This is a genomic window from Anabaena sp. CA = ATCC 33047 (assembly GCF_963870205.1).
Taxonomy (GTDB): Bacteria; Cyanobacteriota; Cyanobacteriia; order Cyanobacteriales; family Nostocaceae; genus Trichormus.
This window is the reverse complement of record NZ_CAWMSA010000044.1, coordinates 37,386-52,371: the sequence shown is the minus strand read 5'-3', so window position 1 is coordinate 52,371 and position 14,986 is coordinate 37,386. Positions and strand designations below refer to the sequence as shown.

9 protein-coding genes and 1 pseudogene are annotated in these 14,986 nt (G+C 41.7%); 3 read left to right on the top strand and 7 right to left on the bottom strand.

What is annotated here, in order from left to right; genetic code table 11:
- Nucleotides 1-202: 202 nt before the first annotated feature.
- Entirely contained in the window at nucleotides 203-1,249 is a 1,047-nt protein-coding gene (gene hisC, locus AACS98_RS12295; protein WP_066380171.1) for a histidinol-phosphate transaminase, read from the top strand.
- 118 nt (nucleotides 1,250-1,367) lie between these two features.
- Here the strand turns inward: hisC and AACS98_RS12290 are convergent.
- Nucleotides 1,368-1,622: pseudogene (locus tag AACS98_RS12290) on the bottom strand (general stress protein); the annotation flags it as partial.
- 213 nt (nucleotides 1,623-1,835) lie between these two features.
- Here AACS98_RS12290 and ligA point away from each other — a divergent pair.
- Complete coding sequence (gene ligA / locus AACS98_RS12285; protein ID WP_066380167.1) at nucleotides 1,836-3,878, top strand: NAD-dependent DNA ligase LigA; 2,043 nt, start codon at nucleotides 1,836-1,838, stop codon at nucleotides 3,876-3,878.
- A gap of 52 nt (nucleotides 3,879-3,930) precedes the next feature.
- On the opposite strand, the gene dusB is transcribed toward ligA, so the two are convergent.
- Both dusB and AACS98_RS12275 read right to left on the bottom strand, forming a co-directional pair.
- On the bottom strand, nucleotides 3,931-4,983 hold the full coding sequence (gene dusB / locus AACS98_RS12280; protein WP_066380164.1) for a tRNA dihydrouridine synthase DusB: 1,053 nt from the start codon (nucleotides 4,981-4,983) through the stop codon (nucleotides 3,931-3,933).
- 50 nt (nucleotides 4,984-5,033) lie between these two features.
- Nucleotides 5,034-5,849: an Rpn family recombination-promoting nuclease/putative transposase gene (locus AACS98_RS12275; protein ID WP_066380162.1), complete on the bottom strand. Its 816-nt coding sequence runs from the start codon at nucleotides 5,847-5,849 to the stop codon at nucleotides 5,034-5,036.
- Between the two features lie 434 nt (nucleotides 5,850-6,283).
- On the opposite strand from AACS98_RS12275, the gene dnaK reads away from it, so the two are divergent.
- Nucleotides 6,284-8,185, top strand: coding sequence for a molecular chaperone DnaK (dnaK, locus tag AACS98_RS12270; protein ID WP_066380160.1), 1,902 nt, complete (start codon nucleotides 6,284-6,286; stop codon nucleotides 8,183-8,185).
- A gap of 179 nt (nucleotides 8,186-8,364) precedes the next feature.
- Here dnaK and AACS98_RS12265 read toward each other — a convergent pair whose 3' ends face one another.
- From AACS98_RS12265 to treZ, 4 genes are all read right to left on the bottom strand, one after another.
- Nucleotides 8,365-9,600 carry an LL-diaminopimelate aminotransferase gene (locus tag AACS98_RS12265; RefSeq protein WP_066380159.1) on the bottom strand — a complete coding sequence of 412 codons (1,236 nt, stop codon included), beginning with the start codon at nucleotides 9,598-9,600 and terminating at the stop codon, nucleotides 8,365-8,367.
- A gap of 288 nt (nucleotides 9,601-9,888) precedes the next feature.
- A complete protein-coding gene (locus tag AACS98_RS12260; RefSeq protein ID WP_066380158.1) occupies nucleotides 9,889-10,263 on the bottom strand; it encodes a thioredoxin family protein in 375 nt (124 codons plus the stop codon).
- A gap of 1 nt (nucleotide 10,264) precedes the next feature.
- Nucleotides 10,265-13,120 carry a malto-oligosyltrehalose synthase gene (treY, locus tag AACS98_RS12255; protein WP_066380153.1) on the bottom strand — a complete coding sequence of 952 codons (2,856 nt, stop codon included), beginning with the start codon at nucleotides 13,118-13,120 and terminating at the stop codon, nucleotides 10,265-10,267.
- Between the two features lie 48 nt (nucleotides 13,121-13,168).
- On the bottom strand, nucleotides 13,169-14,983 hold the full coding sequence (gene treZ, locus AACS98_RS12250; RefSeq protein ID WP_066380152.1) for a malto-oligosyltrehalose trehalohydrolase: 1,815 nt from the start codon (nucleotides 14,981-14,983) through the stop codon (nucleotides 13,169-13,171).
- Between the last annotated feature and the right edge of the window lie 3 nt (nucleotides 14,984-14,986).

Sequence of the window (14,986 nt, the reverse complement as noted above, 5' to 3'; positions counted from 1 at the left end):
GGGACTGGGGACTGGGGAATGGGGACTGGGGACTGGGGAATGGGAAGATGAGGGGGATGAGGGGGATGTAGCTTGCTTCTCTTACGATGGCGTAAGCCTACCCGCAGGGTGGGGGATGAGGAAGATGAGGGGGAATGACTAATAATTAATGACTAATGACTAATGACTAATAACTAATGACTAATAACTAAGTGAACTTTTTATGTCCTACTTTCGTAGTAACATTGATGCAATGGCTAGCTATGTACCAGGTGAACAACCACCAAGGGATACACCAGTCATCAAACTTAACAGTAACGAAAATCCCTATCCTCCCTCCCCTGCCGCCCTCGCAGTATTGCAAAATATTGATGGGGAATGGTTGCGGAGGTATCCCGAACCTTATGGTGGACAATTTAGACAAGCTGTTAGTCAAGTCTTAGGAATTCCCCATGAGATGATCATAGTTGGTAATGGTAGCGATGAACTCTTAAGCATCATCATTCGCGCCTGTGTCGAACCAGGGAAAAAGATAGTTTATCCCATGCCGACCTATGTATTATATCGTACATTAGCCGAGATGCAAGCGGCGGAAATAATCGAGATACCTTACCCAGAAGACTACAGCTTACCACTAGAAGCACTGATAAAAGCGGATGGGGCTGTCACATTTATTGCATCACCCAATAGCCCATCGGGACACCTAGTTTCAACCGCAGACTTGAGAGAATTAGCCAATCAAATAACAGGCGTGCTAGTAATAGATGAAGCTTACGTAGACTTTGCCGAAGAGAACGCCTTAGACTTAACGCAAGCATACGAAAACGTCATAATAATTAGAACCCTATCCAAAGGATACTCCCTAGCAGGACTAAGACTAGGCTTTGGCGTAGCCAACCCGCAATTATTAACAGGATTATATAAAGTCAAAGACAGTTATAACATAGATGCGATCGCCTGTGCAGTAGGAGCAGTAGCCATCAAAGATCAAACCTATAAAAACACCTGTGTCGCCAAAATCAAAACCGCACGCCAACAACTCACACAAAACCTAAAACACCTGGGTTTTCGCGTCTGGGAATCCCAAACCAACTTCTTGCTAGTGCAACCACCGCAAAACAACGCCGAATACCTCTACCAACAACTCAAACAACAACAAATATACATCCGCTACTTCAAACAACCGAGACTAGAAGATAAACTAAGAATCACCATAGGCACAGAACAACAAAACCAAACCCTAATAGAAGCATTAACCAAACTCCTATAAAAACTCCGCGTACCTTTGCGTTTACCTCCGCGCCCCTCTGCGTTTAAAAACCTCCCATAACTAGGGTGCATAAGACACCTTAAAACACCCTAGCACGATCACAAGCAATCAATTAGCTTTCTGAGTCGTCCTCAGTTTCCTTCTTCCGTCCCCCACCGTGAGAATGCTTACCACCCTCACGCCCGATTTCCGCCATGTGTTCCCTATCTTGACTGACAGTTTCGCCACCTTTACGCCCAGCTTCCCGCGCTTCCTCCGGCGTGAATTCGTGAGCAGTACCCTTTTCATGAGCAGCGCGCCCGCCCTTACTAGCAATTTCGCGTTGCTTATCTTCATCCATCGAAGCGAAACCGCGTTTGCTTGTATCTGACATAATCTTACTCCTGGTAGTCAGCCCGTGCAAATTTTTACTGGTTACGCTTTGAATTTAACTAAGCAAAGTCCTTATATTCATTACCCATTGGTGGTAATCATAGCAGTGGAAACCACACCTTTAGATATATAAATTAATTTAGGTTTGTACCCTAGTTTTGATCATTGCGACAATTTTATCTATCATCCATTAGGCAACTTGTAATTTACTCTCATGATTCCCACTCAGACTGAAATCAAACGCGCTCAAGAACTGCGCCAATTGTTGCAACAAGCCAGCTATGCTTATTATGTCTTAGATGCACCGATTATGGAAGATGCAGTCTATGACCAACTATATCGCGAACTGCAACAATTAGAAGCGGAATATCCCGAATTAGTCACAGCAGACAGCCCAACTCAGCGCGTCGGGGAAAAACCAGCCACACACTTTACTTCTGTGCGGCACAATATACCCCTATATAGTTTAGAGAATGCCTTTAATCTGGAAGAATTGCAAGCATGGGAGCAACGTTGGCGCAGACAAGTACCGCCAACAGACTCAGCCGAATACGTGACAGAATTAAAAATTGATGGTTCGGCTTTGGCGTTGACTTACCAAAATGGTATCCTCGTGAGAGGTGCAACTAGGGGTGATGGGGAGATGGGCGAAGATATCACCCAAAATGTGCGGACTATTCGCTCAATTCCGTTGCGGTTAAACTTTGATGGCTTAGAAAATCTTGAAAAGATAGAGGTACGCGGTGAAGCTTTTTTACCTCTGGAAGTATTCCAAAACCTCAACGAACGCCGACAAAAAGCCGGAGAACAGTTATTTGCTAATCCTCGTAACGCTGCCGCCGGTACACTCAGACAATTAGACTCTCGGATTGTAGCACAACGACGGTTAGATTTTTTTGCCTATACGCTGCACATTCCGGGGATGGATGACGCGAGTATTGCTAATACCCAATGGGAAGCTTTGGAACTGTTGCAAAAGTTAGGTTTTCGGGTGAACTGTGAGCATCGCCTTTGTCAATCTTTGGCGGAGGTGGCAGAATACTATAAATATTGGGATACGGAAAGACTAAATTTACCTTACATGACTGATGGGGTGGTAGTCAAGCTGAATTCCTATAAATTACAAGAACAGTTAGGTTTTACGCAGAAATTCCCCCGGTGGGCTGTGGCGTTAAAGTATCCCGCCGAAGAAGCACCCACCCGTGTAGAAAATATTGCGGTGAATGTGGGAAGAACCGGGGCTTTAACGCCGTTGGCAGAAATGCGCCCTGTGGAATTAGCGGGGACGACGGTATCAAGAGCGACTTTACATAATAGCGATCGCATCGCTCAATTAGATATCCGCATCGGTGATACTGTGATAGTCCGCAAGGCTGGAGAAATCATCCCGGAAGTTGTGCGGGTACTGAAAGAACTACGCCCGGCTGATACCCAACCTTTTGTTATGCCTAGCCATTGCCCAGTTTGCGGACAACCTGTGGTTAGAGAAACTGGGGAAGCGGTGACTCGCTGTGTCAATGCTTCCTGTGCTGCCATTCTCAAAGGTTCGATTGAACATTGGGTAAGTCGGGATGCTTTAGATATTAAAGGCGTGGGGGAGAAATTAGTGCATCAACTTGTGGATAAGGGTTTGGTGCATGCCGTTGCTGATTTATACACCTTGACAAAAGAACAATTATGTGAATTAGAAAGGATGGGACAGAAATCAGCAGAGAAATTAATTCAGGCGATCGCCCAATCAAAAAATCAGCCTTGGTCAAGGGTATTATATGGTTTAGGCATCCGTCACGTTGGCAGCGTCAATGCTCAACTCCTGACTGACAAGTATCGCACAGTTGAACAGTTAGCCACAGCCAAGCAATCAGATATTGAGGGGATTTATGGTATAGGTGCGGAAATTGCTCAGGCTGTTTATCAATGGTTTCGGATTGATGCGAATCAAAAATTAATCGCACGGTTAAAAGCCACCGGGTTAAAACTGGAGAATACACAAGTACAATCAGCAGTTAGTAGCAGTAATCAAAAATTAGCAGGTAAAACCTTTGTGATTACTGGAACTTTACCGACTTTAAACCGTGAGCAAGCAAAAGAATTAATCCAAACAGCAGGCGGTAAAGTTACTGACTCAGTGAGTAAAAAAACTGATTATTTAGTTGTGGGTAAAGATGCAGGTTCTAAATTAGCCAAAGCCGAAAGTTTGGGAATTACCCAATTAACAGAGGCGCAGTTATTAGAAATATTAGGTAAAACTGAGTGAAGTCATGCGATCGCACTTTGATTATATTGTGTGCGATCGCCTGGATCATATCTTAAGCGACTTGAAAATTTTCCGCTTCTGCCATCAGCTCATAACCATGAGCTAACTGCTCAACAGCTCTATCAATCAAGTCTAAACCTTGTTGAACAGTTTCAATCACACTTAATTGTCCCCGTAATTCCGCCGCACCTACAAAACCCTTAGCGTACCAAGTCATGTGCTTACGGGCTTGACGCACACCGCGATCGCCTTTATACTCCCATAAAGCTTGTAAATGATCTCTGGCACATTCCAAACGTTGAATTGGTGTTGGTGCGGGTAACATCTCCCCAGTTTTCAAGAAATGATCAATTTCTCCCACCAAAAACGGATAACCCAAAGTGCCACGGGAACACATCACACCATCCGCGCCAGTTTCCTCTAAACATTTCACCGCCGCTTCTACAGAAAATATATCCCCATTGCCAATGACTGGAATTGACAGCACCTCTTTCACACGGGCTATCCATTCCCAACGAGCATTACCATTGTAACCTTGTGCGCGGGTGCGTCCATGCACAGTAATCATTTGCGCCCCTGCATCTTCCATACGTTTGGCAAAATCAAGAATGATGATTTCCTTGTCATTCCAGCCAATACGAGTTTTAACTGTTACAGGCACATCAACAGCCTTCACCACTTCCCGAACTATAGCCTCTGCGACTTCCGGCTGTCGCAACAGCGAAGAACCACCACCATTTTTAGTGATTTTATTGACCGGACACCCCATATTAATATCAACAGTATCCGCACCTTCCGCCACAGCTTTGACAGCTGCTTCCGCGAGAAAATCGGGACGACAGTCAAATAACTGTATACTAATAGGGCGTTCGTTGGGATCTACCTCCATAATTTTCGGTAACTGCTTGACATAGTGTAAGCCTGTAGCGTTCACCATTTCAGTGTACATCATCGAATCTGGAGCATAGCGACGCACAAGACGACGAAACACCATGTCTGTCACCCCAGATAAAGGCGACTGAAGAACTCGGCTTTTCACTGCAAATGAGCCGATTTTTAGGGGTTGAGCGAGTTTAGCTTGTAGGGAGGGGGACAGAGTAACCATAGGAACAATGCAATATACAAAATTAATGATAGCTATCTATGAAATCCAATTTACCTATCTTGATTTGGTGATTGTTTTTGTAATTCTTGCTGAACTTCTTCGACTGTCAAATCTAATTCCTGCGCTGTTTGTTCTACACTTAACCCTAATGTTTGCAATAAAGGAATTAAACGCAATTTCTCTTGACGCGCACCTTCTTGTCTACCTTCTTGTCTACCTTCTTGTTTAGCTTCTTGATAAACCCTTGTCTGTTCCAAATCACTTAAACTAAACATGCTCTCAATTTCCTCTCGACTCAAATTTGGGAATTTATAAACCAAGATTGTCTCTATTAATTCTAATAACTGTCGTTGTTGAGATTCGGGATTAATTTCTTGTCGAGTTCTATCGATTAACTCTCTGGCGGTGGTAATTGCTGTATCTTGATTTTCTATGACTAATTTTAGTGTAGCAATACCCACTGGTAATGTAGCTGTTTCACCTAATTCATCTAAATAAATGCGGTGAACACGAGGACTAGCTAATAATTCGCTGTAATGATTGGTGTCGGCTGTATCGAGGTTGCGCGTAGGATAGATGACTACAGCCCGCCAAGGATTTCTGGGCTGATATTGACGAATGTATAAAAAGATTTCCGAGAACAGGCGCGAATAAATTTCTGTATCGATTTGAAATTGGACTTCGACAAAGTAAATGGGGTTGTCTTGTGTGGGTAGAAAAACGCCATCAATACGAAATGCAGTCTGCTTGATTTCAACTGATGAGAATTGATAAGCGGTAGCGGTGTCGGGTGAATTGCCAATTAACTCAAAAAATATGCTGGGAAGCTCTTGAAAAAAACGATAAAAGATGCTGTCAGTTTTCACGCTGTATGGATAGTTGAGATTGACCCCATGATAATTTTACCGTGTGGGGGATAAATCGAGCGATCGCCTCACTCAAACTGCCCTTATTTACTTCTCCAGACGGCAAACACCACTTTAGCATTACGGTTCACCCTAATTACTCAAGGTATTAATTCTCATAAATTAGACAAAGTGAAAGCAGTTTGATCCATGAACCCACTAAAAACACCTTTTAAAATTAACCGTCCCCTCCATTGTTCGGGAAACCCCCCTTCATGGACTGACTATACAAGCTCAGTATATATATCAGCGTAACTTGGAGTTTCACCTCCAGGAGAACCACAACCAAGGTGATCAATGCTGAACTAACTGCTTTCTCTCAATAGTTGGTTCAAAAATAAAGTCCCTGATATTCTCATTCGTTCATTTGTAGTTATACGGAGCCAGCACCGAAAATGGCAAAAGTAGTAGGAATTGACTTAGGTACAACTAACTCCTGCGTCGCAGTAATGGAAGGTGGTAAACCCACAGTTATCGCTAACGCCGAAGGTTTCCGCACCACCCCCTCAGTAGTAGCGTTTGCGAAAAATGGCGACACTTTGGTAGGACAAATCGCCAAACGCCAAGCGGTGATGAACCCCGAAAACACTTTCTACTCTGTGAAGCGTTTTATCGGTCGTCGTTTTGATGAAGTTACCAACGAAGCTACAGAAGTATCTTACAAAGTTCTCAGCAGTGGCGGTAACGTCAAGCTAGACTCCCCTGGTGCTGGTAAACAATTTGCTCCAGAAGAAATTTCTGCTAAGGTTCTCCGTAAATTAGTTGAAGACGCTAGTAAGTACCTAGGCGAAACCGTCACCCAGGCAGTAATCACCGTTCCCGCATACTTCAACGACTCCCAACGTCAAGCCACCAAAGACGCTGGTAAAATCGCTGGTATTGAAGTCCTGCGGATTATCAACGAACCAACCGCCGCTTCCTTGGCTTATGGTTTTGATAAAAAAAGCAACGAAACCATCTTAGTATTTGACTTGGGTGGTGGTACATTCGACGTATCTGTATTAGAAGTAGGCGACGGCGTATTTGAAGTATTAGCTACCTCTGGTGACACCCACCTCGGTGGTGACGACTTCGATAAAAAAATCGTTGATTTCTTAGCAGAACAGTTCAAAAAAGACGAAGGTATCGACCTCCGCAAAGACAGACAAGCACTGCAACGTTTAACAGAAGCCGCAGAAAAAGCCAAGATTGAGCTTTCTAGCGTTACCCAAGCGGAAATTAACCTCCCATTCATCACCGCTACCCAGGACGGGCCTAAGCACCTGGATATGACCCTAACCCGCGCCAAGTTTGAAGAACTCTGCTCAGACTTGATTGACCGTTGTCGCATTCCCGTAGAACAGGCTCTACGTGATGCCAAGTTAGGCAAAAATGATATTGATGAAGTTGTACTGGTAGGTGGTTCTACCCGTATCCCCGCAGTCCAACAAGTCGTCAAGACTATCTTGGGTAAAGACCCTAACCAAAGCGTTAACCCTGATGAAGTGGTAGCTGTTGGTGCAGCCATTCAAGCAGGTGTACTCGCTGGTGATGTTACAGGTATCTTGTTGTTAGACGTAACACCACTATCTTTGGGTGTGGAAACCTTGGGCGGTGTGATGACCAAGATTATTCCTCGTAACACCACAATTCCCACCAAGAAATCCGAGGTATTCTCTACCGCCGTGGATGGTCAAACTAACGTAGAAATTCACGTTCTCCAAGGTGAAAGAGAATTTGCCAACGATAACAAGAGTTTGGGAACCTTCCGTTTAGATGGTATCCCTCCCGCACCCCGTGGCGTACCTCAAATTGAAGTTACCTTTGATATCGACGCTAACGGTATCCTCAACGTCACCGCTAAGGACAAAGGTACTGGTAAGGAACAGTCCATCAGTATTACTGGTGCTTCTACCTTAGATAAAACCGACGTTGACCGCATGGTGAAAGAAGCTGAACAAAACGCCACAGCTGACAAAGAACGTCGGGAGAAAATTGAGCGTAAGAACCAAGCCGACTCTTTGGCTTACCAAGCCGAGAAGCAGTTGCAAGAATTAGGTGATAAAGTTCCGGCTGCTGATAAGGAAAAAGTTGAAGGCTTAGTGAAAGAACTGCGCGAAGCTGTGGCTAAGGAAGACGACGAGCAAATCAAGAAGTTAACACCAGAATTACAACAAGCACTGTTTGCAGTTGGTAGCAACATCTATCAACAATCTGGTGGTGCTGCTCCTGGTGGTGCTGCTCCTGGTGATGGCGGTGCGGCTCCCTCTGGTGGCGGTGATGATGTGATTGACGCTGATTTCACTGAAACTAAGTAGACAGTAGGTTAGTACCAACATCATAACCCCGGTTTCTTGAAGAAACCGGGGTTTTTGTGTTTAAACTAGAAAGACAGCAGAGGTTTGGGGATATCTTCTCAACGACTGCTCTGCAATACATCACCCTAGGGATACAAACAGCAGAATTGAGCAGGGTGGGCAATGCCCACCACAACATTTTATACTTTAAACTTTTCGGTAATCCGCTTCATGGCTTCCTCCACATTCTCCCGGCTGTTAAAGGCGGAAATCCGGAAGTAGCCTTCACCGGCAGCACCAAAGCCAGAACCAGGTGTACCGACAACATTGCAAGTATGCAGTAGTTTATCAAAGAAATCCCAACTAGAAAGACCATTAGGAGTCTTCACCCAAACGTAAGGCGCGTTTACGCCACCATAAACGGCTAGTCCGGCGGCGGTGAGTTTTTCGCGGATGATTTTGGCGTTTTCTAAATAGAAGTTGACTAATTCTTTGATTTGTGCTTGTCCGGCTGCTGAGTAAACCGCTTCGGCTCCCCGTTGTATGATGTAAGATACGCCGTTAAATTTGGTAGACTGGCGACGATTCCACAATTTCCACAGTTCGACATCCGAACCATCGGCGGCTTTGGCTGTCAGGGTTTTGGGTACGACGGTTAAGGCGCAACGAGTGCCGGTAAAGCCGGCATTTTTGGAGAAGGAACGAAACTCAATGGCGCAGTCTCTTGCACCTTCGATTTCGTAGATAGAATGAGGCAATGAAGGATCTGTGATATATGCTTCGTAGGCTGCATCAAAGAAAATAATCGAGTGATTCGCTTTGGCGTAGTCTACCCATGCTTTCAGGTGTTCTTTGGTGGCGGTTGCGCCTGTGGGGTTGTTGGGGAAGCAGAGGTAAATTAAATCTACTTTTTGGCTGGGTATTTGGGCGGTAAAGTTGTTTTCGGCGGTGATGGGCAGGTAAACTAAACCTTCAAACTCGCCTTTATCGTTGGCAGCACCAGTATGTCCCGCCATTACGTTGGTATCTACGTATACTGGGTAAACTGGGTCAGTAACGGCGATAACGTTGTTATCTCCGAAGATATCGAGAATGTTACCTGTGTCGCATTTAGAACCGTCGGAAATGAAGATTTCAGAAGCATCAATGTCACATCCCCGTGCTTGGAAATCTTGAGCCGCAATTTTTTCTCTTAACCAAGCATAACCTTGTTCTGGGCCGTAGCCTTTGAACGTGTTGCGATCGCCCATTTCTTCCACTGCTTTAATCATCGCCTGACGGCAAGCTTCTGGCAAGGGTTCGGTGACATCACCAATACCCAAACGAATAATCTTAGCATCGGGATTAGCTTCCGCAAAGGCATTTACCCGGCGTGCAATTTCCGGGAACAGATATCCAGCTTTCAGTTTCAGGTAGTTGTCGTTAATCGTTGCCATAGTCAAGTTGAAAAAAACGGCCTAGATACATCAGCTTATCCTGACTTGTGGGCAAAGAAGTAATTTTAGTTGGCGAGTAGGGGTTTAGTAATGCTAAACCTTTATATGTGTTATAATAGGTTAAATTTTGTTTTTTTGCATTTCGTTAAAACAAGATGTGTTTAGCAATTTATTTAGCGGTTAGGTGATATCTCATTAATCTTTGCGCCTACTCTGCGAGTTCCGCTTGCGGTATGCACCTACCCTGGGGGTTCCGCCTTGGCGGTATGCGCGAACTAATTCCTAAATTCAATCAGCAACGCTGTGATTTTTCATAAAAGGTTGCAGACGTTGAATAAGATTTGCCGATGACATTAACTTTTTACTTTCTTCTTCTTCTATCTTTCCTATTAATTTACCATCCTGAAAAACTAATAGTGTTGGTAAAGGATGAACTTGATAATGCGAAGCTAAATTAGAATAAGCTTCACTATCAATTTTCACTATCTTAACTTTTGACTGCATTTTGACACTCACATCAGCCAAAACTGATTCTATCAAATGAGAAGGGCCACATACAGGAGAGAAAAAAACTACCAATAGCAATAAATCAGACCTAGATATTAACTCTTGTAATTCTTCGGCGTTAACTATCTGTGGATATTTTGCTTGATGAGCTTGCATATTATATTTCTGAAAGTGACATTTCTGGCAAAATCTGATTAGTGTCTTTTAAATCATAACCTAACAACGCCACGGGAAAGTATTTTAATGCTTCGCCAATTAACAAGATTTTATCAGCTTTAACTATTTGTCCAGTCATACCATCTAGTAAAGTTGAAGGTGTGGCTGGGGGTAACTCAATGTAAGTATCTTGCCAAACTTCTGTACCTAATGGATATTGTTCAGGCTGAATTAAGCTGGTAAAAAATCGGGATGCAATGGTAATAATAGTTTGGTCTTGATAAATTCTCGCAAAGGCGATAATGTGGTCTTTAAATTTTCCCTTGGCTGCTAAGGGTAAGTAACTACCCTGCTGAAAAACCTGTAAATTATTGACTCGGAATTTTAAAGCTTGCAGAATCAAAAACATCTTGATTCTACCATCTGCTTTATTTGCTAATAGCTCATCAATTAATTTGAGGATATCTGTGGGAATTTGTGCTTTAATCTCTTGGAGGTAAGATTTACGGATGGCAAAGTCAACCGGACGACGGTTATCAGGATCAACCATGCTAAAATCCCAGAGTTCTGTCCCTTGATAGAAGTCGGGAAAACCGGGAGAGGTAATTTTTAGTAAGGTTTGTGACAGGGAGTTGAAAATTCCATAGTCAGCTATGCGTTTTTGAAAGGGAATAAATTCTTGTAAAAATTGGTTGTCTGCTGAAGGTGTTAAAACTTTGGTAGCAAAGTCAATTACAGCATTTTCATAGGTGCTGTTTCGTCTTAACCATGCGGTGTAAACTTTGGCTTCTCGAATAGCTTTGAGGAGATAATCTAAGAGGCGATCGCAAAAATTTTCATACTCATGTTCAAAAAAGGGAAATGCTCCCACTAACATCTGATAAAATAAGTATTCATCGTTATTATCCGGCATAAAAACTTTTTTCGTCAAGCTGGTTTTATATTCACGATTCAGTTCATAAAATTTACGTACTTGTGTTTCCCATGCTTGAGGAATTTCTGATAAGACATTCAACCTGGCTCTAATATCTTCACCGCGTTTTGTATCATGGGTTGAGGTAGTATTCATGGTATACTGCCAACAAGCTTGTCGTTGTTGGTTAAAATCATGAAATTCATCCAGATTCACTCCAAAACGGTCAGGATTTCCCCCAACTTCATTTAAAGAAATAAAACGGTTATAAACATATAAAGCTGTATCTTCTACACCTTTAGCCATTAATGGCCCTGTATATTGTTGCAAGCGCATCACAAAATAAAGTCTTTGGTCTTGTTCTTCGGGTGTGAGAGAATCATCATGTTCTAGTAACAGTAATTTTTCAATAAAACTCAATTCATGATGTAGTAAGGGAAGATGGGATTTAGCCTGTTGAATAACCTCTTGAATATAGGGAATATCTGCTGCTGTTATCCCATCTTGATTGATATAAGTGCGATAAATAGGAAAGCGAGACAAAATTTCTGCGATCGCTCGTTTTAAGCCGTTGATAGTAAAATCATTACCATAACGATGTTTACCTGCTATTTTCTTTAAAATATAAGTTAAATTATCAATATCACCAGCTAAGTTTCTCTCAATCATTAAATGTTTTTTCTCAGTCACAACTTGCTCATAAGGTGTTCTCCAGCCTGTATTGTGATAGTATATTTGAGTAAAAGCATCTTGATTGTCTGTTAAACAAAAAATTCCATTGAGATAATTTAAAAATTCATATCCCGTAGTCCCTTGAATTTGCCAATTCTCAGGTAATTCTTCTCCTGTTTGTAATATCTTTTCTACACACAGATATACATCGCCTATTTTTTCTCGCAATCTTTGTAAATACTGACTTGGGTCATAAAGTCCATCTATATGGTCAACTCGCAACCCTGTAAACTCACCTGACTTAGCTAATTTACAAATTAAATTGTGAGTGTTTTTAAAGACTGTTTCATCCTCTACTTTTAATGATATCAATTCATTGACTGTAAAAAATCTTCTGTAATTAATTTCCTCAGCCCCAACTTTCCAAAATGAGAGTCTAAAAAATTGCTCAGAAAGCAAACTATCTAAAAGATTAAAACTTTCTGCTTTACCGATTTCGCCATTAAATAAACGAACATTATCATCAATAAATGTTTTAATTTCTGAATAGTCTGTATACAGTTCCCATAACAACCCTTTAACAAAATCTATTTGGTCTTGTCTTTCCGTTGGTGTGGCATCTTGAGGTATATGCTTGACCATATACAATATACCTAGCAACCTGACAAATATAGGATGTTTTCTCCCTAAAGTCTTAGCTAATTCCCTTAAATTTTGGCTTAAGAAAGTTGCATAAGATTCTAAATTAACTGGCAACTTCAAGTTATAATAATTAACACTCAATCCTGTTTGGTCGTAGCGTAATTGAATTTCTTGATTTTCTAATGCTTCTCCATAAAATTTACCCAGAAGTGGCGTTAAAATTGGTTCATGAGGATTACCAAAACCATTGCTGATCGGATAATTCCAGGCAATATCGAAATAATTAGTATAGATAGAATTAACCCCGTTTTCTAAAACATCCATCAGATATTTATTTTGACTATCATAAGCTGCATGATTGGGTACAATATCCTGTAACCAACCCATCTGATGTTGTTTTAGTTCTTGAATTAAGTCAAAAAAGTCTTCTTGAGTTCCTAATTCGGGATTGAGTTGATTAGGGTCAACTATATCATAGCCGTGTGTACTACCTACTCGCGCTTTAAAAATTGGTGCAGCATAAACATCAGAAATTCCCAATTCTGCTAAATAGCTGGTGACTTCTTTAGCCGATTGAAAAGGAAATTGAGCATTAAATTGTATTCGGTAAGTTGCTATGGGAATACGCATGATATCAATTCAAAATTAAAAATTCAAAATTTGAAAAACTATAAATTATCAAGTTTCGTAGAGGACAAAACTTTGAGCGCGGAGAGTTAATTCTGATTGTGAGTTAACTTCTTTTGGTGAAATAGAACCATTACCTAGCCATTGTTTATCAGCAGAGTCGAAAATTTTTAGACACTTATTATTGATGATTTCATTGTTAACAGTTATATCTGTTGTATGGAAATTCATTAAACAAAATATCTGATGTTCTGCGTTGTGTCTTCTCCACCACACAAGTTTTTTATCTTCAATACAACCAGCTTGTAAATTTTGGCGATTATCTGTCCTCAAAGCCGGATGTTTTTGCCGCAATTGTATAAGATGGCGATAAAAATCATAGATAATTTTATGCTTACCTTGTTGACGTTTATCCCAATGCAATTTACACATCAAAAAACTTTCCGGTGATTCTGGATCAGGTGGTTCACCTTCAGCGTGAAATTCCGCAAATTCTCGCTTGCGTCCTTCCCGCACAGCTTTAATTAAATCTGGATCTGAATGGCTGACAAAATAGGTAAAAGGTGCTAATTCGCCATACTCCTCACCCATAAATAAAAGCGGAATGTAAGGGGATAAAATAACTGCACCAGCCGCTAATTTTAAGGCTTCAAAAGTAACTAGCTGCGATAATCGCTCACCTAAAATTCTATTACCTATTTGGTCATGATTTTGGATAGCAACTATAAACTGATGGGGAGGGCGATCGCTGACCGAATTCCCATGAAACCGGTTGCGAAAATGGGAATATTTCCAGTCATAAACAAAACTATCTGTATAAGCTTTAACTAAATGTTCACACCGACCAAAGTCAGCATAATAACCCAGGCGATCGCCTGTCAATAAAGTATATAATGAATGATGAAAATCATCACTCCATTGGGCATCAATTCCATAACCACCCAATTCAGGCGGACGAATTACTTTAGAATCATTTAAATCACTTTCAGCAATTAAATAAACTTTTCTTCCCTGCGCTTGAGAAAACACAGCTACATTTTCTGCAAGTTCAGCCAAAAAATGTTTAGCACCCAAATCATAAATAGCATGAATAGCATCTAAACGTAGCGCATCAATATGATATTCCTCCAACCAATAAAGCGCGTTTTGAATAAAAAATTGCCGCACATCATAGCTATCAGCATCATCGAAATTAATCGCACTTCCCCAAGGAGTGCGATAGGTTTGGGTAAAATAAGACCCGAAGTGACTCATGTAATTACCTTCGGGGCCAAAATGGTTATAAACTACATCTAAAATGACAGCAATTCCCTGTTGATGACAAGCATCAACTAATAGTTTTAACTTCTTCGGCCCCCCATAAGAATCTTGCACCGCAAACGGATAAACGCCATCATAACCCCAATTTCTTGACCCCGGAAATTGTGCAATGGGCATTAATTCAATAGCATTGATGCCTAAATCTCGTAAATCTGGTAATCTAGGAATTATCGCGGCAAAAGTACCTTCTGGCGTGAAAGTACCAACGTGTAACTCATAAATAATCATAGTTTCTAAAGGAACACCAGACCAATTACTGTCATTCCAAGTAAAACTATGGTCGATGACTTGAGAAGGGCCATGTACATCATGCGGCTGAAAATTTGATGCTGGATCAGGTCGAGATTCCTGACCATTTAAATGATAAAAATAAAGAGTTCCTGGTTCAATATTTGTTGCCGTAACTCGCCAATAATTCCCTTGTTTTTGCATCGGTATCAGGCGCGTTTGTGGCGAAATAATTTCTAAGTCCACAGTTTGGGCATTTGGACACCAGACAGTAAATTCACAATAACCATCACCTAAATAATGCGCCCCTAGTTTCATATT